The following is a 20,012-nucleotide window of genomic DNA, read 5'->3' as shown; positions in this document are numbered from 1 at the left end:
AATCATCCGGCTCTAGAGGTCCCTTACCCACTCGGCGTAGCTGTCCTCGCCAAAACGCATCTCGCGCAGTTTGCGGAAGCCTGCCGGGATATGGTCTGCATCAACCGGCGATGCAATGCCATCCTCGCCGATCGCCTCCGGCCCCTGGAACAACACGATGCGGTCGACCAGATCTTCGTCGAGGAATGCCTTGGCGACCTGGGCGCCGCCCTCGACCAGCACGCTTGCCATGCCGAGCGCCGCCAAGTCTTCGAGCAGTTCCGGCAAGGCGACGACGCCGTCATGGGTTTCGGTACCGATGAAGCGTACGCCGGCGCGTTCGAGTGCAGCGCGACGGTGCGGATCGGCCTCAAGACACGCAGCGACATAGAGCGGCACGCGGTCGACACCGGAAACCAGCTTCGAGGCTTCCGGCAGCCGGATCTGGCGATCGAGGATGATGCGCGCCGGCGAACGGTTTTCCAGCCCCGGCAGTCGCACAGTCAGCGCCGGATCGTCTTCCAGCGCCGTGCCTATGCCAATCAGGATGGCGTCGGACTCCGCGCGCATCAGATAGACATCGCGACGCGCGATCTCGCCGGTGATCGCAACCTGGCCGGCGCCTTTCCTGCCGATCTTGCCGTCGCTCGAAAGCGCAAGCTTCAGCGTCACTTCCGGGCGTTTTCGCAGAGATCGAATCAAATAGCCTGCCATCTGCTCGGCGGCTTCCGTGGCCAGCACCTTCTCCACCACCTCGATGCCGGCGGCGCGCAGGATGGCATAGCCCTTGCCGGAGACACGCGGATCCGGATCGCTGGCAGCCCCCACGACGCGCGCAATGCCGGCATTGACCAGGGCATTGGCGCAAGGCGGCGTGCGGCCGTGATGGGCGCAAGGTTCCAGCGTGACATAGGCGGTGGCACCACGCGCGAGCTCGCCGGCCTCGGCCAACGCCTCGGTCTCGGCATGCGGCCGGCCGCCAATGGCGGTGACACCGGTACCGACGATCATCGGCCCCTCGCCGTCATCGCGCACGATCAGCGTGCCGACAGAAGGGTTGGTGGAGGTGCGGCCAGCATTCCTGCGCGAAAGCCGCAAGGCGGCGGCCATGAAACGACGATCAAGGGCCGCTTGTTCGGCCTCGCTCAGTTGCGATGCTGCCATGCTCAGCCGGCGTCCTCTTCACTCTTGTCTTCGTCGCCCTTCAGCTCGCCCAGGAGTTCATGGAAATCCTTGGCCTCGCGGAAATTGCGGTAGACCGAGGCAAAACGCACATAGGCAACGTCGTCGAGCGACTTGAGCGCCTCCATGACCAGCCGGCCGACCTCGCCGGAGGCCACTTCCGTCTCGCCGGAGCTTTCGAGCTGGCGCACGATGCCGGTCACCGCGCGGTCGATGCGTTCGGGATCGACATTGCGCTTGCGCACCGCGATCTCGACCGAGCGCAGCAGCTTGTCGCGGTCGAACGGCACTTTCCGGCCCGACTTCTTGACCACGACCAGATCGCGCAACTGGACGCGCTCGAAGGTGGTGAACCGGCCACCGCAATCGGGGCAGATACGCCGCCTGCGGATCGCCGCGCCATCTTCGGCGGGGCGCGAGTCCTTCACCTGCGTATCTTCGGACTGGCAATAGGGACAGCGCATGGAGAGCCTTGGGTTCGCGAATCTGGTGAGGCGAAAGGCTTAGAGCCTTTCCGACCGGGATTGAAGCCGTTGCGTCTCTTCAACGGACTGCAGCATCAGAGATAGCGAGGCGCGAGGAAGATTGCCAGCGCGGCAACCAGCCAGACGGCGATGCCGCCGGCAACAGCCAGGCGATAGTCGACCTTGTCTATGAACAACCAGCAGGCGCCGAGGAAGGCAAGATAGGTGGGAATTGTCTTCATTCCGGCAAGGCAGGCATCGCGAAAACCGCCCGGATCGCCTTTGGCGCCGACGGCGAGCAAGGCAATGACGGCAAAGGTCGGCGCCAGCGGCAGGATACCTGGCAGGACATTGCCCCGTTTGGACGCCCAGACGATCAGCGCCGTCACCAGCCCGCCGACCACACCCTTCCAGACGATGTCCATCCGCGGTCCCTACCGCGACCAGGCCGTCACGGCGCGACGTCCTTGGTCGGGAAGCCGCAAGACGTCCCGAGGTTGCGGTAGGCCTTGGTGAAGCCGTCCATAGGGATGCTGGCGAAGGCCTGCTTGCCGAAAGTCACGTCGAGCGAGACGACCTGACGCATGGCTCGCAGTAGCGCGAGACTGGTCTTGGCCTGATTGTCGACCGTCCAGCTCGGACGGCCGATGCCGGCATCGTTGGAATAGACCGTTGCCGAAACCTTGACCCCGGGATCGCCGAACGTCGCAGCGATCTTCTTGCCGGTCGGCAGTTGCTTGTTGTCGACGGTGAGCATGATGGCCGGATAGGCATTAGGCGGCAGCGCATCGCCGGTCGAGATCGACAAGGTCAGCGTACCCGAATTGCCGCTCGCATCGTAGAACGCCGTCGAAGCCGCGCAGGTCTTGTGCGCATCCTGGCCGGTATCGAGTGTATCGACCATGGTTGTCCATCGGCCGAAGGTGCTTGTGACAGGCATGTCCGGAGCGGGCTGTGTCTGCGCCGAAGCAGGTCCACAGACGGCCAGCCATCCCACAGCGCCGAGCAAGGCGATACGAAAATTGCGCATCATCGTTTCTCCAGTTCCATGCGCCACCCGATCAGGGGTGGCGCACCGCCGGCGGATAAAAGATGACGCTTCGCGCCTGGTCAATCGATAAGGATGTCAGCCGAGATAGGGATAGAGCGGAAACCGATCGGTCAGCGCCACGACCTTGGCCTTGACCGCCGCCTCGACCGCGGCATTGCCCTCGTCCGAATTGGCGACCTTGAGACCATCCAGCACTTCGGCGATCAGCTTGCCGATCTCGCGGAATTCGGCCTGGCCGAAGCCGCGCGTGGTGCCGGCCGGGGTGCCGAGACGCACGCCCGAGGTGACGAAGGGCTTTTCCGGGTCGAAGGGAATGCCGTTCTTGTTGCATGTGATGTTGGCGCGGCCAAGGGCTGCCTCGGCGCGCTTGCCGGTGGCGTTCTTGGGGCGCAAATCGACCAGCATCAGATGGTTGTCGGTGCCGCCGGAGACGATGTCGAGGCCCGTCTCCTTGAGGCTCGAAGCCAGCGCCTTGGCGTTGGCGGCCACACTCTCGGCATAGACCTTGAAGCTCGGCTTCAACGCCTCGCCGAAGGCCACCGCCTTGGCGGCGATGACATGCATCAGCGGGCCGCCCTGCAGGCCGGGGAACACCGCCGAGTTCATCTTCTTGGCGATGTCTTCGTCGTTGCACAGGATCATGCCGCCGCGCGGGCCGCGCAGCGACTTGTGCGTGGTGGTCGTCACCACATGGGCGTGCGGCAATGGCGAGGGATGCACGCCGCCGGCGACCAGGCCCGCAATATGCGCCATGTCGACCATCAGATACGCGCCGACCGCATCCGCGATCTCGCGAAAGCGCTTCCAGTCCCAGATGCGCGAATAGGCGGTGCCGCCAGCCAGGATCAGCTTCGGCTTGGTCTCATGCGCGGTCTTCTCGATCGCGTCCATGTCGAGCAGATGGTCTTCCTTGCGCACGCCGTAGGAGACAACCTTGAACCACTTGCCGCTCATGTTGACCGGCGAGCCGTGGGTGAGATGGCCACCGGAATTGAGGTCGAGGCCCATGAAGGTGTCGCCGGGCTGCAGCAGCGCCAGGAACACCGCCTGGTTCATCTGGCTGCCGGAGTTCGGCTGGACGTTGGCGAAATTGCAGCCGAACAGCTTCTTCGCCCGCTCGATGGCCAGTTCCTCGGCCACGTCGACGAACTGGCAGCCGCCATAGTAGCGCTTGCCCGGATAGCCCTCGGCGTATTTGTTGGTCATGATCGACCCCTGCGCCTCGAGCACCGCACGGGAAACGATGTTTTCCGAGGCGATCAGCTCGATCTCATGACGCTGGCGGCCAAGCTCGTTACGGATGGCGCCGAAAATCTCCGGATCGGCGTCTTCCAGCGTGGTTTCGAAGAAGGATTCGAATTTGTTCGACGCTGCCGCTGCTGTTGCCATGGCCTGAAATCCTCCGGTTCGGGGCAATTTGCTTATGCTTATCGTTGCCCCAAAACCGCTGCACACTTTTGGGCGACACGCATTGCCGCGCCATTAACACAGTTGTTTTCGACCCGCCACGTTTGCGGCGCGAAATTTGCTGGCCGGTTTGCGGCAGAGACTGCAAATCCGCGGCCGCTGAGCACCGCCGGTGCTATTTCCGTGTCTGCCTGCCGTTCAAAAGGGCTTCTGTCAGGGTGATCTCGGTGAACAGCGCCCGCGCTGTGTGGTCGTTGATCTCGCCGCGGCGAAGCATGGCGCGCAAGGCGTCACGCTCGGCGGCGATGCCGGCGAGCCTCAGATCGATCTCCAGCCTTCCCGCCTCGCGCACCTCGGCGCGCGCCTCATCGGCCTCGTCGGACGCCGCGATGCGGCGCCGGTAGGCAGCGACAATGCCGTTGGCGGCAGCGAGCTTGAGGCCTGGCACATCGCCCTCCTCTTCATCGGTCTGCGCGATGCTTTCGAGGTGGGCGATCGCCGCCTTCGCCGCGCCGACACGCGCCATGCGTTCCTCGGCGGCGCCGGCGTCTTCGCCGGGCTCGACCAGGCCGCGCGCGATCACCGGCAACGCCAGGCTGGCGATGACCAAGGAACAGATGATGACGCCGGCGGCGAGGAAGATGACCAGGTCGCGCGCGGGGAATGGCGAACCGTCCTGGAGGGCCAGCGGCAGCGACAATATGCCGGCCAGCGTGATGGCGCCGCGCACGCCCGCAACCGATCCGGCGAGCCGCACCCGCAGGCCGAACGGTTCGGCCTGCCGCTTGCCGAGCCGCGCCGCAAAACCCGCTGTGATGTCGCCAATCCAGATCCAGACGAAGCGGAGCGCGATCAGGCAAAGGGTCAGCAGCAGAACCGTCAGGACCGGCTCCAGAAGCCAATGGCGGCTGGACAGTTCGGGCGGCACCTTGCGAATGATTTCGGGAAGCTGCAGGCCAAGCACGATGAACAGCGCGCCGTTGAAGACGAAGGAAAACGTTGTCCAGAGCGAGATCGTCTGCATGCGCGCCGAGACGCCGAGAAAGCGGAATATCCCGGTGCTCCCGGTCAAGAGACCGGCGGTCACCGCGGCCAGGATGCCCGAGGCCCCGAAATGCTCGGCGCCGAGATAGGCGACGAAGGGCAGCAGAATGGTGATCAGCACCTGCGCCTCGGCCGGCACGCCGCCTATGCGGTTCAACAGTTGCAGCGCCTTGGCGGCGACGAACAAGGCCGCCACGCCGGCGAGGATACCGACCGCCACGGCGTAGACAAAACTCAGCGAAGCGGCGGCAAAGGAAAAACTGCCGGTCAATGCCGCCGCGACGGCAAAGCGGAACATGACCAGGCCCGACGCATCGTTGAGCAGGGACTCGCCTTCCAGAATGTGCATCAGCCGCGCCGGGACGACGTTCCTGTCGACGATCGAGGAGACGGCCACCGCATCGGTCGGCGACAACACGGCCGCGAGCGCGAAGGCAACGACCAGCGGAATGCTCGGCACGAGCCAGTGCAAGGCATAGCCGAAACCGACAATGGTGAAGAAGACGAGGCCGATGGCAAGGTCGAGTATCGGCCCGCGCAGTGCCACCAGCTCGCGCTTGGGCGCGCCGAAAGCATCGCTGAAGAGCAGCGGCGGAATGAACACCAGTAGGAACAGTTCCGGATCGATCTCGACATGGATGCCGCGCACCGGCCAGGCAAGGGCAGCACCTATGGCGATCTGCAGGACCGGCAGCGGCACCCGCACCAGCCGCACCAGCGCGCCTGAAACGGCGACGAAGACCAACACGACGAGGACGAAGATGGCGGCTTGCATGGCGCGATTCCGGCTGTTTAACGAACCATGCGCAATCGCCGGTCTCGCGTCCAGACAGCGCCGGGACGGCAGTGACCGATGGGGCAGCAGACCGTATGGCCGGCATCAAAAGGCGGTGGCGCGGCTGGTCAACCAGCAACTGATCTAACGATCCCGCAAACAAAAGGCCGCCCATTCGGGCGGCCTTTCGTCAGAATTATCAGTCTTTTAGAGCGAAGAGGTAATCTGCAGTTCGCTGGCGCCGTCCAAAGCGTAGACGTCGTCGCGGAACTGGACGACGCCGGGTCCGGTCGACCAGGCCGAGAGATAGAGGAAGTGCACCGGCACCGGGTTGGTGACCTGGATCGGCGTGTTCTGGCCGGTCTTGATCGCCGCCTCGAAATGCTGACGGTCCCAGCCGGGCGTGTCGCGCAGGATCCAGGTGACGAGATCGCGCACGTTCTGGACGCGCACGCAGCCCGAGGAATTGAAGCGCATCATCTTGCCGAACAGGCTCTGCTGCGGCGTGTCGTGCATGTAGACGCCGTCCGGGCTCGGGAAGTTGATCTTGACCGACGCCATGGCGTTTTCCGAACCGGGATCCTGGCGGAACCGGTACTTGGCCGCATCATCCGTCGACCAGTCGACATTCATCGGATCGACTTCGCTGCCATCCGGCGCGAACAGGCGGATATGGCTGTTCTTCAGATAGTTGGGATCCTTCCGCATCAGCGGAATGATGTCCTTGCGCACGATCGAGACCGGCGCGTTCCAGTATGGGTTGACGATGATCTCGTTGATCTTGGAATTGACGATCGGCGTCTGGCGATCGATCTTGCCGACGATAGCGGTGTGGCGGAGCACGACACGGTCATTCTCGACGGCTTCGATCTGTGCGGCCGGAATGTCGACCAGCACATAGCGGCTGCCGAGCGTGCCGGCCTTCTCCTTCAGCCGCTGCAAATTGGTCTGCAGCTGGCCAAGCCGGACCTGCGCCGAAACATTCATCGCCGCATAGGTGTATTTGCCCATGGAACCGTCAGCCGGCAAGCCATGGCGCAGTTGGAAGCGCTTGACGGCCGAGTCGACATAGGAATCGAAGGCGGTCGAAATGCCGGCGCTCTGCGACAGGTCGCCAGAGACGATGAGCCGCTTGCGCAGCGGGACGACATCCGGGTCATCGACGCCGAGTTCCAGTTTCTTGGTCGCGGGAACCTCTACCCAGCCGCCCTGCCCGACAATGTTCTGATACTGCGCGACCGCCTGCTCGGTAAACGCAACGGTCTGCGTGCTGAAGATCGGCAGTGTCGAGGCCACCTTGCCGCCTTCGCTGGCGCGGGCATCGAACTGGTCGTCCCAATTGCCGCGGGCCGAGGATTTCAGGATATCCCCGATCACGTCCTGCGCGCTCGCGCGGCCGGCCACCATGGTGGCGGCGAGCAACGAGGCTCCGGAAAGGAAAAAGCGGCGGCTGGTTCTCATGGACGTTCCAGACATTCTTGTAGCATTCGATCAGGGGCGATTTTGCCCGCACTCTAAAGTTGGCAATCTTAACAATTAGCCAACCATGTCCGCATCGGTTCGGCCACAAACGCGTGACGCACCGTCCGGTTCCAGGTGAACACATGGCCTTGACCGCAGCTTCACCGGCATCCTCGGTCCCATTGGAATATGGCGGCAACGTGGCCTTGGCCCGCAATTTGCGCCGCCCGGCATGGCGAAATGAAAGGGGCGTGGTTTTTCGGTATCGAAGCCGCCCTGTCGCGCATTGTCAGGGCCGGGGCGCCAAGGGCAGGAACCGAGGCGTTTCATCCGCGCAGACGGCTAGGGCCCTGGGTTGGTCTTGGCTTCCAGTTCCGAACACCGTTGCAGCACCTGGTACTCGGGATACCGCAATATCTTGTTGTCATCGAGCTTGAGCAACAGCGCGCGTCGCTTCTCGACACTCTGCTCATCATCCGAGCAGGTCATGTCCAGGATGACGGCGTCCAGGCCCCTGAGCTTCTGGACCCTGTCGAGGGTGCACCCAACTTCCCACATGTCCACCGATTTGTCGGTGAAGGTTACCCTGGAATCATTGTTCTCGCAGGGGCTGCTGCCTTCGATGGCGAAGGAATCTTTCCACCATTCCTGCGCGAAAGCCATCGCCGGTGCCGCCAAGAGCACCGCGGCAACCGAACAGATTTTGCAACAGCTGCTCCGACCCATCATGCCCCCTTGTACGGCGACACTAGCATTGTGGAGGCGAAAGCAAAGTGCGCGGCGGAACTCGCCGCTCACGGCTCCAAGTGCTGCATCGGTCAAGCGACGGCCACGCCAACTGCTGGCCGGCTGTCCATGATCAGAAAAAGGGCCGGTGCTTTCGGCACCGGCCCCTGACTGAAGGTCGCTGTTCGGGCCGTGCTTCTGCGGCACGGCTGCCGTTCGTGGATGGCTTACATCCGGTAGGCGATGGTATCGTTCCAGAAGCGGTCGAGCCGCTGCAAGGCGCGGTTCATCTGCTTGAACTCGTCCGTGTTGATGCCGCCGACCTGCTCGATCGAGCCGACATGGCGCTCGTAGAGACCGGCGACGACGTCGGCCACCTCATTGCCCTTCGGGGTCAGCGAAACGCGGACCGAACGACGGTCGATGCGCGAGCGCTGGTGGTTGATGAAGCCGAGATCGACCAGCTTCTTCAGATTGTAGGAGACGTTCGAGCCGAGATAGTAGCCGCGCGAGCGCAACTCGCCGGCGGTCAGCTCGGAATTGCCGATGTTGAAGAGCAGCAGCGCCTGGATGGCATTGATGTCGGAACGGCCGTTGCGGTCGAATTCGTCCTTGATGACATCAAGCAGACGGCGGTGCAGCCGCTCGACCAGCTGCAGCGATTCCATGTACAGCGAACGGATAGCCTCGCGGCGATCGTCGGAAACGTTGGCGGTCTTCGCCGCCGGACGCGAATTGATCATTGTCTTTGCCTCTCGTTTGTCGCCCTGGTGATTTTTTGTTTTTCACCTTGATCGCGACACTATCGAATACTCATAAAATTCGACTTAAACGCTAGGGCTAACAAGAGCTTACCGGTAAGAGGTTTCGGAAGAGGCTTAACGAACGGTCACCCGAGTAAGGATAATTAACCTAAAGGCTTAGGCACTTATCGCAGGGCTCAATCCGGTCGTTTGCCATGTCGTCAACGGCCTCAATGGCTTAGTGCCGGACGGGGCGTTTCTGCAGCCAGATGACGACGCGAAAGACGATGTAGAGCAGCGCCACCGCCGCATGCGAGACGACGATCAGCGGCCGATGGCCAAAAAGCTCGGGAAAACCGGCATACATGACGGTCTCGGTGACCGCGCAGATGAACCAGATCACCGGGCCCCACGAGGCCAGCATCCACAACCCCGCCGCGGCAAAGGGGAAAAAAACGGCGAGCATCACCGCCGCCACCTGCCAATGCACCGGCATCAGGTCGAAACGCCACAGCGGTCCGGGATAGAAGCCGATCAGCTTGATCCAGTACAGGATGCCGAACAGCAGGCAGTAGCCGGCGATGACGCGCTGGAACCAGGCGAAGATCACCTCGACCGTCGAGGGCTGCAGCACGACGCGTCTCGACGTCACCTCGCTCATAGCAGGAGTTCCCGTTCGCCGAGCGGGGCGAAATAGGCCTCGACATCCGCCTCGCCGACCGCGTCGAGCGTTGCCGGCCGCCATTGCGGCTTCGACCCCTTGTCGATAATGGCGGCGCGGATGCCTTCGTAGAAATCGTGGCCTGCAACCATGCGGTTGAGGATGCGGAACTCCATCTTCATGCACTCGTCCATCGACAAGGTCTGCCCGGCGCTGATCTGCCGCCAGGCGACGCGAAGGCTGGTGGGCGAGCGCGTGCGCATCGTCGCCAGCGTGTTTGCCGCGAATTCGTCGGTGCCCGCCGCGCGGTCAAGACTGTCGATGACATCCTGCAGCGACGGCTGAGCGAAATGGCGAGAGATCGCTTCCAGCGCCGCCCTGTCGGTCTCCCGCTTTGCCGGGACGAAGAAACCGCGCAGCACCGATTCCGGATCGCCGGTCAGCACCAGCCGATCAAGAAAGCTGGCCTGGTCCTCGGCCTTGATGGTGTGGGTGGCCAGCCCCGACCACAGCGCATCGCCATAGCGGATGCGGTTGCCGGTCAGGGCCAGGTACATGCCGAAGGAGCCACCAAGGTCGGGCAGCAAATGACTGGCGCCGACATCCGGGAAAAAGCCGATGCCGACCTCCGGCATGGCGAACTGGGCATTCTCGGTCATCACCCGGTGCGAGCCGTGAAAGGAAATGCCGACGCCGCCGCCCATGACGATGCCGTCGATGAGCGCCACATAGGGTTTCTTGAAGCTGTTGATGTGGGCGTTGAGCCTATACTCGTCGGCGAAGAACTCGACCGGCGGCTTTCCACCCCGGCCGGCTTCATAAATGTGCAGGATGTCGCCTCCGGCCGAAAACGCCCTGCCCTCGGCCTTGACCAGGACGACGTCCACGCCATCGTCGCACTCCCAGGCATGCAGGGCCTTGCCCAGCGCCCTGACCATGCGATGGGTGACGGCATTGAGCGCCTGCGGCCGCGTCAGCGTGACGACACCCGCCCTGCCCGAGCGCTCGAAGCGAATTTCGTCGCCTCCATCAAAATCCATCGCCAGAGAATCCCCTCCCCCGCGCCTGCGGGACTGAAGTGCTAAAGGCGCCGCATGGGTGCGTCAATGGCAGCAGCCTGTGCACCGTGGTCTTGGCGACTGGCGCCGGCCGATGCTACGAAGATCGCCGCCGTTGCAAGCGACGCGCCGATATCGCGCGCAGACGGCGTCGGAGAACAGTTGGCCATGCCCGGATTTCTTCGTGCCGTGCTTTTGACGGTCGTACTTGTGACAACCGGCTTTGCACCGCGTGCTGCATTCGCCATCACGACCGACGATCTCTACCAGTCTCGGACCATCGTCACCGGCCAGGGCGAGGTGAACCGCCGGATAGGCTTCAAGGATTGCCTGGACCGGGTCCTGGTCAGGGTTTCAGGCGATCAACGCCTGCTGGAGAAACCCGAAATGGCGGCTCTGCGCGACAAGGCCGGCGATTTTGTCGACGCCTTCCGCTACCACGACCGGCTGGAGGGCATTCCGATCCATGACGAGCAAGGCACGCATGACCGGCCGCATGATCTGACCTGTCTCTACAAGCCCACCACGGTCGACAAGCTGCTCGCGCAGCTCGGCAGCAAGCCCTGGCTTGGCGAGCGGCCAACGCTCGCCGTCTTTCTCACCGTCGAACAGGGCGCGAGGCATTTCGCGCTCAGCGCCGAGGAAGAGCGTGGCAAGACGATGCGCGAGTTTTTCGTCAATGCCACCGATCCGCTGTTGATGCATGTCGTATTTCCGAAGGCGGTACAGCTGGCCGAGCTGGACGAAAAAGGGCTGCGCACCGACGACATGGCAAGGCTGGATCTGCTGGCCAAACAGGCCGGTGGCGCGCAAGCGCTCGCCGGCAGCATCGTCTGGAGCGACAAGGATCTCGGCTGGATCGCCGATTGGCGCCTCGCCGATCACGGCAAGACCTATCGCTGGCAGGTGCGTGGCGTCAGCTTCGACGAGGCGTTCCGCGTGGCAATCGGAGGCGCTGCGCAGATTCTTTCGGGTAATGGCCAGCCCTGACCGGATAGATATGGCGGGACGCGCCCATCTCTGCTTTGCCGAGCATCTGCCTACAAGGCAGAGATTGGCGACTTCGGCCTGGCACAATCGTGTCGCATTGGTCAGCGGCAAGGGCTCGTGGTAAAACCCGCTGATCCGGAGTATTGGCCATGAACAAATTCACCCCGACAAAGCCAGCCGGCGCGCGTAGCGTCGACGACGTGACCGGCAGCCGCCGTCTGCGCCGCATGCGCAAGGCCGACTGGTCGCGCCGCCTGGTACAGGAGAACCGGCTTTCGGTCGACGACCTGATCTGGCCGATCTTCGTTGTCGAGGGCAGGAACGTACGCGAGCCGATCGCCGCCATGCCGGGTGTCTTCCGCCTGTCGGTTGATCTTGCCGTCAAGGAGGCCGAACGCGCGGCCAAGCTCGGCATTCCGGCACTCGCCACCTTCCCCAATGTCGAACTGGCCCTGCGCGACCAGACCGGCTCGCACATTCTCGATCCGGAAAACATCATCAACCGCGCCACCCGTGCGATCAAGGACGCGGTGCCCGGGATCGGCATCATCACCGACGCCGCGCTCGACCCGTTCACTAGCCACGGCCATGACGGCATCCTGCGCGACGGCATCATCGTCAACGACGAAACGGTCGAACAGGTCGCGGCGGCGGCCGTCATCCAGGCAGCGGCCGGCGCCGACATCATCGCGCCATCCGACATGATGGACGGCCGCATCGGCGCCATCCGCGACGCGCTCGATGCCAACGGCTTTCAGGACGTCGCGATCATGTCCTATGCGACGAAGTTCGCCTCGGCCTTCTACGGCCCCTATCGCGAGGCGGTCGGCACCGCCGGCCTGCTCAAGGGCGACAAGAAGACCTATTATATCGACCACGCCAATTCGGACGAGGCGGTGCGCGAGGCCGAACAGGACATTGCCGAGGGCGCCGACATGCTGATGGTCAAGCCCGGCCTGCCCTATCTCGACATCATCCGCCGGCTGAAGGACGAGTTCCAGATGCCGACCTTCGCCTACCAGGTGTCGGGCGAATATTCGATGATCAAGGCGGCGGGCGCCAATGGCTGGATCGACGGCGAGAAGGCGATGCTGGAATCGCTGCTCGCCTTCAAGCGCGCCGGCTGTGACGGCATCCTGACCTATTTCGCGCCCGAAGTGGCCGAAATGCTGAAGGGGTAGACCGGCCTCCCCGGCAAAGCCTTTCAGTAGACGTCACCAGTCTTTCCACCGGTCGGCGGTTCTTTCGAATTCCAGCAGACAAAAACCGGCAGCCGCGGCTATGATAGCCGCACGGCCGGAGGCGGCCGGCAGCCGCACCTCGCCCGAAGGTATGGCGGACGCCTCCAGAGGATGCTTCTGATCCATTTCATGGTTGGGCGATCGGCGGCCGTCCCAGCGGCCGGTTGTCATCCGAACCGATCATCACGAAACAATAGGGACACCGCTTGGCGGCGAGATCCGGGTATGTGTCTTTTCGCCTTAGAAAATAGCGCTTGCAATTCGCAACCGGTTTGCTAAACAGCAACCGATTGCAAAATACAACTGGTTATCGAGGAGGCTTTCATGTCCAAGCTGCGTGTCAACGCATTCACCCTATCGCTCGACGGCTATGGCGCCGGTCCCGATCAAGATCTGCAAAATCCGCTCGGCATCGGCGGGGAATCCTTGCACAAGTGGTTTGTCGACACCCGCACCTTCCGCAAGATGGTGCTCGGAAAAGATGGCGGCACCGCCGATGTAAACGATGGGTTCGCGGAGCGCAGTTTCGAAAATGTCGGCGCTTGGATTCTCGGCCGCAACATGTTCGGGCCGATCCGCGGCGAATGGCCTGACGACAACTGGAAAGGCTGGTGGGGCGACAACCCTCCCTACCACGTGCCGACTTTCGTGCTGACGCACCACGCGCGGGCACCCATCACGATGGAAGGCGGGACGACCTTTTATTTTGTGACCGACGGCATCCATTCGGCGCTCGAGCAGGCGAAGGCGGCGGCTGGCGGCAAGGATGTGCGGATCGGTGGCGGCGTCGCCACCATCCGGCAATATCTGCAGGAGAGCTTGATCGACGAGATGCATCTTGCAATCTCGCCGGTGCTGCTTGGCAAGGGCGAGCACCTCTTCGCCGGCCTGGATATGTTGAAGCTCGGCTATCAATGCACCGAGCAGGTGGCGACGGCGCTTGCCACGCATGTGGTGATCAAGCGGGGTTAGCCACTTTCTCCCCGTTCCACGGGGAGAAATGTCCGGCAGGGCAATGAGTGGCGGCGCCGACGTTTGGAGGTTAGAGCGTCCGATGGCAATAAATTCATCAACGCCAGCGCCGCCCTTCGGCGTTCGTTGTTCGAAAAGCCAAGCAGTTGGCTTTTCGTCTGCTGCGCAGACCACTCCTCACCTCCCCGTGACACGGGGAGAATGAAAAGGCGCTCAATACTTCTCCGGCACGTAAAGCTCGCGCGGCAGCGTCTGGCGCTCGTATTCGGGATTGAAGACGCGTTCCGGCAGCGTGATCTCCTCGTGCGGGACCTCTTCATACGGCATCTGCTTGAGCAGATGATCGATGCAGTTCAGCCGCGCCCGCTTCTTGTCATTGCCCTCGACGATGAACCAGGGCGCCTCGGGAATATTGGTGCGGGCGAAGGTCTCTTCCTTGGCCTTGGTGTACTGCTCCCAGCGCACGCGCGATTGCAGATCCATCGGCGACAGTTTCCACTGCTTCATCGGGTCATGGATGCGCATCAGGAAGCGCATCTGCTGCTCCTCGTCGGTGATCGAGAACCAGTATTTGACCACTGTGATGCCCGAGCGCACCAGCATCCGCTCGAACTCGGGGACGTCGCGGAAAAATTCCTCGACCTGGCCCGCATCGGCAAAGCCCATCACCCGCTCGACTCCGGAGCGGTTGTACCAGGAGCGGTCGAACAGCACGATCTCGCCGCCTGCCGGCAGATGCGGAACATAGCGCTGGAAGTACCATTGCGACTTCTCGCGTTCGGTCGGCGCCGGCAGCGCAACGACGCGGCAGATGCGCGGGTTGAGCCGCTGTGTTATGCGCTTGATGACGCCGCCCTTGCCGGCGGAGTCGCGGCCCTCGAAAATCACCACCAGCTTCTTCTTGTGGTAGGCGACCCAGGACTGCAGCTTGATCAATTCGGACTGCAGCGTGATCAGGTCGCGAAAATATTGCATGCGGTCGATCGAAGGCGGATGCGCGTTCTTGTAGATCTTGGCGATCTCCATCGACAGCGCCGGCTCCGACATTTCGAGCTCATAGTCTTCGTCGAGCGTGTCGGCGAGCTCGGCTTCGAGCCAGTCCTTGGCGGGAGAATTCTGTCTTAGCTCAGTCATTTGCACTGCTCCGCTTGCAAGCCCTGTCGGTTCCCGTACGGCGCCCAAATTGCTGGCCAGCAGCCTGGAAAGGGAAACACCTGAGCCGACTTCAATATAGACCGGCAGTGACGGTTTTATTGCAGCTCGGGCGCGATATATGCCGCCGGAGCGTCTGCTCTGTCCAATCGATCCATCACCATGCCATGGCGACAAGCCGCCCGAATTGTCCTACAAATCCACGGTCGCATTCCGGGCTCCCCCTTGGCCCCGCCGCCATTCAACACAATCGCGAGGACTGACATGGAATACCGCACCCTTGGCCGTTCGGGCCTTAAGGTTTCGACACTGACTTTGGGCACCATGACCTTCGGCGGCACCGGGCCTTTCGCCGCGGTCGGCAACAGCGATCTTGCCGAAGCCAGGCGCATGATCGACATGTGCATCGACGCCGGCATCAACCTCATCGACACCGCCAATGTCTATTCGAACGGCCTGTCGGAGGAGATCATCGGCGAAGCGCTCGGCGGCAAGCGCAGGAACGACGTGCTCATCGCCTCCAAGGCGCGCATGCGGATCGGCAGCGGACCGAACGACGAAGGCCTGTCGCGCCACCATCTGATCCGCGAATGCGAGAAGAGCCTGAAGCGGCTGAGGACCGACGTCATCGACATCTATTTCGTCCACCAGTGGGACGGGCTTACCCCGGTCGAGGAAACGGTCGCGGCGCTCGACACTTTGGTCAACCAGGGCAAGGTGCGCTATATAGGCTGCTCCAACTGGTCCGGCTGGCAGGTGATGAAGGCGCTCTCGATCAGCGACAGCCGCCACCAGCAGCGCTTCGTCACCCAGCAAATCCACTACACGCTGGAGGCGCGAGAGGCGGAATATGAACTGCTGCCGATCTCGGTCGACCAGGGACTGGGCGTGCTGGTCTGGAGCCCGCTCGCCGGCGGCCTGCTGTCCGGCAAATACCACCGCGACAGCCCGACCGCACGGCAACTCGCTGGCTGGTCCGAGCCGCCGATCCGCGACGAGGACCGGCTCTGGCGGATCGTCGATGTGCTGGTCGAGATCGGCAAGGCTCGCGGCGTATCGGCCGCTCAGGTGGCGCTGGCCTGGCTGCTCGGCCGCCCCGCCGTCTCCTCGCTGGTGATCGGCGCCCGCAACGATGCCCAGCTCAAGGATAATCTCGCTGCCGCAAGCCTGGCGCTCAGCCCTGAGGAACGCCAGCGCCTCGACGCGGTCAGCCGGCCGCCCGTGCTCTACCCCTATTGGCACCAGCAACTGACGGCAAGGGATCGCTTCGGCCCCGCCGACATGGTTCTCGACCGTAGCGTGATCTGACCACCAGGCGGAGGCGCTAGCCCTGGATGAAGCGCCACAGTTCGGGATCGGGTTCGATCTGGCCGCTGAGCACGAAATATTTGTAGAGCACGAGCAGGGAGATCGCCTGCTCGTGCCGCTCATTGGAGAATTTCCGGCAATAGGCGTTGGCTGCGGCGATGATGCGCTCGGCCTGCGCCGGATGCCGTTCGAAATAGCGCACCTTTTCGCTGAGATCGGCAAAATCCGGATCGAGCGGCACATAGTGGACATTGGCCTCGAGCTGCCGCTCCGCAAACCATGTCTCGTATGTCGGTGGCGGCATCAGGCAAAGCGACTTCGAGTTCAAGATCCATTTGAGGTTGGTCGCCACGTCATTGCCCTCGAGCGAGACGATGTAGCGGTAGCGCTGGTGCTGGCTGATGCTGAGAAAGGGCTTGGCGTATTCGGCCGGTGCGTTCGGCTTATGCGAGCCGGCATCGCAGAACGGCAGGTCGCGCACCGCTTGCAGAAACCGTGTCCTGATCGGATTGTTGAGATCACCACGCCAGACCACCATAGGCAACTTGTCGGCGAACGAGGTGGCGTCAGCCGGCATCTGGAAGTGGCGGAACTTGTCGAGCTTCATGATGACCGCGTTCTGGTCGTCATCACGGATCGGCCGATCCTTGACGATCGTCGGCACCTTCGGTACGTCCCTGACGTCGCCGAATTCGACGTCGATGAGCAATCCGGGATCGAAATAGCGGGCGAATTCCTTCAGGTCGTAATAGTACATGGTCGGCGTGAAGGGCAGTTTGCTGATGCGCACCGCATTGGCGCTTGGCGCGAAACCATCCTGCAGCTTGTTGTAGTCATTCAGCCGCCGCCGCGCCGCCTCGTCGGAAAGCATGGCCTGTTCGAGGCGAGCAGCCAGCCTGCGGCGGAACAGGGCTTGTGGAATGACATCGCGCACGACGTTTCGCGCATAGTAGAAAACCCGTGCCGACGTCCGCGCAATTGTGGCCATGATTTACTTGGTCAAAACAAACGGGCAGCTCTCAAATACGCTGGCGCCCCGCGTTTCCTACATCATTATGGCGCCGATCTGGCAAGCCCCCACGGATCTCCGGGGCCGTGCACTCGCACTGTCGTTTCAGCTGTTGTGTTTGACGGCTAATGCTCCTAGGCAGGGTCGGAGCCGCAAGGCAGGTCAAAAGGAGCCGATATGGCGCGAGCACCAAACTACGATCAGGAACGCAAGGAACGCGACCGGCAGAAGGCGGCGAAGAAGGCCGAAAAGCTGGCGGCCAAGGTTGCCGCGCGCGAACGTTCCAAGCCCGAGGCAGAGATCGAAAACGAAACGGCGGAATGACGGCAAAAGGCCCGCATATGCGGGCCTTGCCTCAATCCAGCCAATGGCTCTGCGTCAGGCAGGAGCCTTGTCGCTGACAAAAACGTCCACTTCGCGCGCCGCGGCGATAAAGGCACGCCGCGCGTTCATGGCCGGCTTGTCGCCGGCCAGCGCATCGTGGCAGGCCTGCAGCGCCGCGCGATGCTTGGGACTGCGCTTGCCGGGCCAGCTGTTGAGGAGGTATTCGGATGCCTCGCGGGCCGTTCGCAAGAGCTGAGTGCTTCCCGCCGTGACGGACTTGACGGTCACGGGTGTTTCAAATCGGTTGTTTTCCATCGCCGCTCTTACGCCATCGGCGTCCGTGAAGCGAGGCCGAAAGTGGGCTTGGCGTGAGGCGTCGCCTGTTTTTGCCGGCGAGCGCCCTGCCCTATAGCGGTGCTAAGCAGCCACGACGGCAAATCCCCTGGCGCGAAGGCCGCGTCGGTCGTTGGCGAGCGACGTCACAAGCCGGTCGCGGCTGCCGACGATGTGGGCAGAAAGCAGGCGGGCTGCCTGATCGGCATCGCCAAGGCGTGCCGCGGCCAGAATGGCTCGGTGTTCGGCCCAGGCGCGACCAAGGGCCGCTTCGTCACGCACTTCCAGCCAGCGAGCGCGCGACAGGCGTGTCATGGCATCGCGCACGGCCCTGAACAGAAATTCGTTGCCCGACAGGCGCGCCAGCTCGATGTGAAAATCCATGCCGACACGATGCCACTCCTCGCGCGGCGTATTGTCGTCGCAGGAATCGAGCATCGCCTCGATGACGTCGATGGCGCTGCTTTCGGCATGCATGCATGTCAGCCGCACAGCCGCGACCTCGACTGCTTCGCGATAGACCGCGATCTGCTCGAGCTCGGCAAGGTTGATGGGCGATACCGTCCAGCCGCGGCCATCCCTGCCCACCAGCCCCTCGGTCTCCAGCCGCAGAAGTGCTGCCCTGACCGGCGTGCGCGAGGCGCCGAAGCGGCCTTCGATCCAACGCTCGGTCAATTTCTCGCCTGGACCGATCTCGAGCCCCAGGATCATCTCGCGCAACTGCCGTTCGACATTCTGCATCTGCGACATAGCGCTTCCTTGTTCCGAAGCCGCATTGACAGCAGCTGGGTTGGAGTTCATGACGGATACCAGTTTGGTATCCCAAAATGGTATCCGCAACAAGCGCTGATATCGAGCAGGCAGGACATGACACAGGAAGACACGCAACAGAGCGGTTACAACATCCACTGGCGGCGCAATCTCGCCGTCTGTTTCGCTGGCTCGTTCAGCACGCTCATCGCCATGACCCTGCTGTTGCCCTTCCTGCCGCTTTATGTGGAACAGCTCGGCGCGCAGGGTCATGCCGCCATCGTGCAATGGTCCGGCGTCGCCTATGGCGCCACCTTCTTCGCCGCGGCCTTGGTCGCGCCATTGTGGGGGCGGCTGGGCGATCGCTATGGCCGCAAGGTGATGCTGGTGCGCGCCAGCTTCGGCATGGCGATCTGCATGTCGCTGACCGGCATGGTCGAGACGGTCTGGCAATTGGTGCTGCTGCGCCTGCTGATCGGCTTTGCCGGCGGCTATTCCTCGGGGTCGACCATACTGGTGGCCATGCAGACGCCCAAGGACCGTTCCGGCTGGGCGCTGGGCGTGCTGTCGGCAGGAATAACGGCGGGCTCGCTGGTCGGCCCCCTGCTTGGCGGTACGCTGCCGCCAGTGATCGGTATTCGCGCCACCTTCCTTCTGTCCGGCGGCGTCATCTTCCTTGCCTTCCTGGCAACGACCTTCCTCATCAAGGAGACACCGCGCCTGAAGCCGGTAAAGGCGGGATCGGCAGCCAGGTCGAAAAGCGGCTGGTCACGGATTCTGGACAAACGCCCGGTCGTGGCCATGCTGATAACCGGCATGCTGCTGGCCTTCGCCAACATGTCGATCGAGCCGATCATTACCGTCTATGTGCAGCAGCTCATCGAGGATCCGAGCCGGGTGACGATGGTCGCCGGCGTGGTGATGTCGGCGGCGGCGCTGGGCACCATCCTGTCGGCGTCCTGGCTCGGCAAGCTCGCTGACCGCGTCGGCCACTGGAACGTCGTCGTCGGAGCGCTGGCCGTCTCAGCCCTGCTGCTCATTCCGCAAGCCTTCGTCACCGATGGCTGGCAACTGATCGGGTTGCGCTTCCTGATGGGTCTGGCGCTCGGCGGCTTGCTGCCTTGCATCACCAGCGTCATCCGACACAACATCCCAGACGGCGTCGGCGGCAATGTGCTTGGCCTGGCGATCTCGGCGCAGTATGTCGGGCAGGTTGCGGGACCATTGACCGGCGGCTTCGTCGGCGGTCATTTCGGCATGCGGGCGGTGTTCCTCGGGACATCGGCACTGATGGCCGGCGGCGCCGTCTACAACTGGATTGTCCAGTCGCGGCGCACACGGCGTATGGCGCTGGAAGCAAGTGAGTCCTGAGAGCGTTAGAG

At 63.0% G+C, this 20,012-nt stretch carries 21 protein-coding genes; 6 read left to right on the top strand and 15 right to left on the bottom strand.

The genetic code is table 11. The features are described 5' to 3' along the window. Positions 1–12: 12 nt before the first annotated feature. The 11 genes from ribD to ACLGL5_RS20870 form a co-directional block, all read right to left on the bottom strand. Positions 13–1,143, bottom strand: coding sequence for a bifunctional diaminohydroxyphosphoribosylaminopyrimidine deaminase/5-amino-6-(5-phosphoribosylamino)uracil reductase RibD (gene ribD / locus ACLGL5_RS20920; protein WP_019857612.1), 1,131 nt, complete (start codon positions 1,141–1,143; stop codon positions 13–15). 2 nt (positions 1,144–1,145) lie between these two features. Continuing rightward, entirely contained in the window at positions 1,146–1,625 is a 480-nt protein-coding gene (gene nrdR, locus ACLGL5_RS20915; RefSeq protein ID WP_019857611.1) for a transcriptional regulator NrdR, read from the bottom strand. 95 nt (positions 1,626–1,720) lie between these two features. Further along, positions 1,721–2,050 (bottom strand): GlpM family protein, encoded by a 330-nt coding sequence (locus ACLGL5_RS20910; RefSeq protein WP_069091942.1) that lies wholly within the window; start codon positions 2,048–2,050, stop codon positions 1,721–1,723. A 26-nt stretch (positions 2,051–2,076) separates the two neighbouring features. Continuing rightward, positions 2,077–2,655 carry a hypothetical protein gene (locus ACLGL5_RS20905; protein ID WP_171903327.1) on the bottom strand — a complete coding sequence of 193 codons (579 nt, stop codon included), beginning with the start codon at positions 2,653–2,655 and terminating at the stop codon, positions 2,077–2,079. 96 nt (positions 2,656–2,751) lie between these two features. After that, a complete protein-coding gene (glyA, locus tag ACLGL5_RS20900; protein WP_019857608.1) occupies positions 2,752–4,065 on the bottom strand; it encodes a serine hydroxymethyltransferase in 1,314 nt (437 codons plus the stop codon). A gap of 193 nt (positions 4,066–4,258) precedes the next feature. Beyond that, positions 4,259–5,902, bottom strand: a complete 1,644-nt coding sequence (locus tag ACLGL5_RS20895) for a Na+/H+ antiporter (RefSeq protein ID WP_069091940.1) — start codon at positions 5,900–5,902, stop codon at positions 4,259–4,261. A 207-nt stretch (positions 5,903–6,109) separates the two neighbouring features. Next, complete coding sequence (locus ACLGL5_RS20890) at positions 6,110–7,363, bottom strand: L,D-transpeptidase family protein (RefSeq protein WP_494372758.1); 1,254 nt, start codon at positions 7,361–7,363, stop codon at positions 6,110–6,112. A gap of 342 nt (positions 7,364–7,705) precedes the next feature. After that, positions 7,706–8,026 (bottom strand): hypothetical protein, encoded by a 321-nt coding sequence (locus ACLGL5_RS20885; RefSeq protein ID WP_196232817.1) that lies wholly within the window; start codon positions 8,024–8,026, stop codon positions 7,706–7,708. A gap of 290 nt (positions 8,027–8,316) precedes the next feature. Then, positions 8,317–8,832, bottom strand: coding sequence for a transcriptional regulator LdtR (ldtR, locus tag ACLGL5_RS20880; protein WP_013896002.1), 516 nt, complete (start codon positions 8,830–8,832; stop codon positions 8,317–8,319). A gap of 238 nt (positions 8,833–9,070) precedes the next feature. Beyond that, complete coding sequence (locus ACLGL5_RS20875; RefSeq protein ID WP_019857605.1) at positions 9,071–9,493, bottom strand: DUF6163 family protein; 423 nt, start codon at positions 9,491–9,493, stop codon at positions 9,071–9,073. Then, on the bottom strand, positions 9,490–10,533 hold the full coding sequence (locus tag ACLGL5_RS20870; RefSeq protein WP_069091939.1) for an enoyl-CoA hydratase/isomerase family protein: 1,044 nt from the start codon (positions 10,531–10,533) through the stop codon (positions 9,490–9,492). Before ACLGL5_RS20870 ends, ACLGL5_RS20875 begins: the two co-directional genes overlap by 4 nt. A gap of 186 nt (positions 10,534–10,719) precedes the next feature. Between ACLGL5_RS20870 and ACLGL5_RS20865 the strand changes: the two genes are divergently transcribed. From ACLGL5_RS20865 to ACLGL5_RS20855, 3 genes are all read left to right on the top strand, one after another. Further along, positions 10,720–11,541 carry a DUF8605 domain-containing protein gene (locus tag ACLGL5_RS20865; RefSeq protein ID WP_494372757.1) on the top strand — a complete coding sequence of 274 codons (822 nt, stop codon included), beginning with the start codon at positions 10,720–10,722 and terminating at the stop codon, positions 11,539–11,541. A gap of 149 nt (positions 11,542–11,690) precedes the next feature. After that, complete coding sequence (gene hemB, locus ACLGL5_RS20860) at positions 11,691–12,722, top strand: porphobilinogen synthase (protein ID WP_019857603.1); 1,032 nt, start codon at positions 11,691–11,693, stop codon at positions 12,720–12,722. A gap of 384 nt (positions 12,723–13,106) precedes the next feature. Continuing rightward, positions 13,107–13,754 carry a dihydrofolate reductase family protein gene (locus ACLGL5_RS20855; RefSeq protein WP_064982525.1) on the top strand — a complete coding sequence of 216 codons (648 nt, stop codon included), beginning with the start codon at positions 13,107–13,109 and terminating at the stop codon, positions 13,752–13,754. A gap of 213 nt (positions 13,755–13,967) precedes the next feature. On the opposite strand, the gene ppk2 is transcribed toward ACLGL5_RS20855, so the two are convergent. Next, positions 13,968–14,888 (bottom strand): polyphosphate kinase 2, encoded by a 921-nt coding sequence (gene ppk2, locus ACLGL5_RS20850; protein WP_044550210.1) that lies wholly within the window; start codon positions 14,886–14,888, stop codon positions 13,968–13,970. Positions 14,889–15,170: 282 nt separating this feature from the next. On the opposite strand from ppk2, the gene ACLGL5_RS20845 reads away from it, so the two are divergent. Next, on the top strand, positions 15,171–16,214 hold the full coding sequence (locus ACLGL5_RS20845) for an aldo/keto reductase (RefSeq protein ID WP_019857600.1): 1,044 nt from the start codon (positions 15,171–15,173) through the stop codon (positions 16,212–16,214). 16 nt (positions 16,215–16,230) lie between these two features. Here ACLGL5_RS20845 and ACLGL5_RS20840 read toward each other — a convergent pair whose 3' ends face one another. Then, on the bottom strand, positions 16,231–17,202 hold the full coding sequence (locus ACLGL5_RS20840; RefSeq protein ID WP_019857599.1) for a glycosyl transferase family 90: 972 nt from the start codon (positions 17,200–17,202) through the stop codon (positions 16,231–16,233). Between the two features lie 198 nt (positions 17,203–17,400). On the opposite strand from ACLGL5_RS20840, the gene ACLGL5_RS20835 reads away from it, so the two are divergent. Further along, on the top strand, positions 17,401–17,547 hold the full coding sequence (locus tag ACLGL5_RS20835) for a hypothetical protein (protein WP_019857598.1): 147 nt from the start codon (positions 17,401–17,403) through the stop codon (positions 17,545–17,547). A gap of 54 nt (positions 17,548–17,601) precedes the next feature. On the opposite strand, the gene ACLGL5_RS20830 is transcribed toward ACLGL5_RS20835, so the two are convergent. Then, complete coding sequence (locus ACLGL5_RS20830) at positions 17,602–17,862, bottom strand: DUF982 domain-containing protein (RefSeq protein WP_010915577.1); 261 nt, start codon at positions 17,860–17,862, stop codon at positions 17,602–17,604. 102 nt (positions 17,863–17,964) lie between these two features. After that, complete coding sequence (locus ACLGL5_RS20825; RefSeq protein WP_019857597.1) at positions 17,965–18,630, bottom strand: GntR family transcriptional regulator; 666 nt, start codon at positions 18,628–18,630, stop codon at positions 17,965–17,967. A 117-nt stretch (positions 18,631–18,747) separates the two neighbouring features. Here ACLGL5_RS20825 and ACLGL5_RS20820 point away from each other — a divergent pair, with 117 nt between their 5' ends. Next, positions 18,748–20,001, top strand: coding sequence for a multidrug efflux MFS transporter (locus ACLGL5_RS20820; protein ID WP_019857596.1), 1,254 nt, complete (start codon positions 18,748–18,750; stop codon positions 19,999–20,001). The last annotated feature ends 11 nt before the right edge of the window (positions 20,002–20,012 follow it).

Source organism: Mesorhizobium sp. U510 (assembly GCF_059180695.1).
The sequence above is the reverse complement of the archived record's forward strand: the minus strand, read 5'-3'. Positions and strand labels throughout refer to the sequence as shown.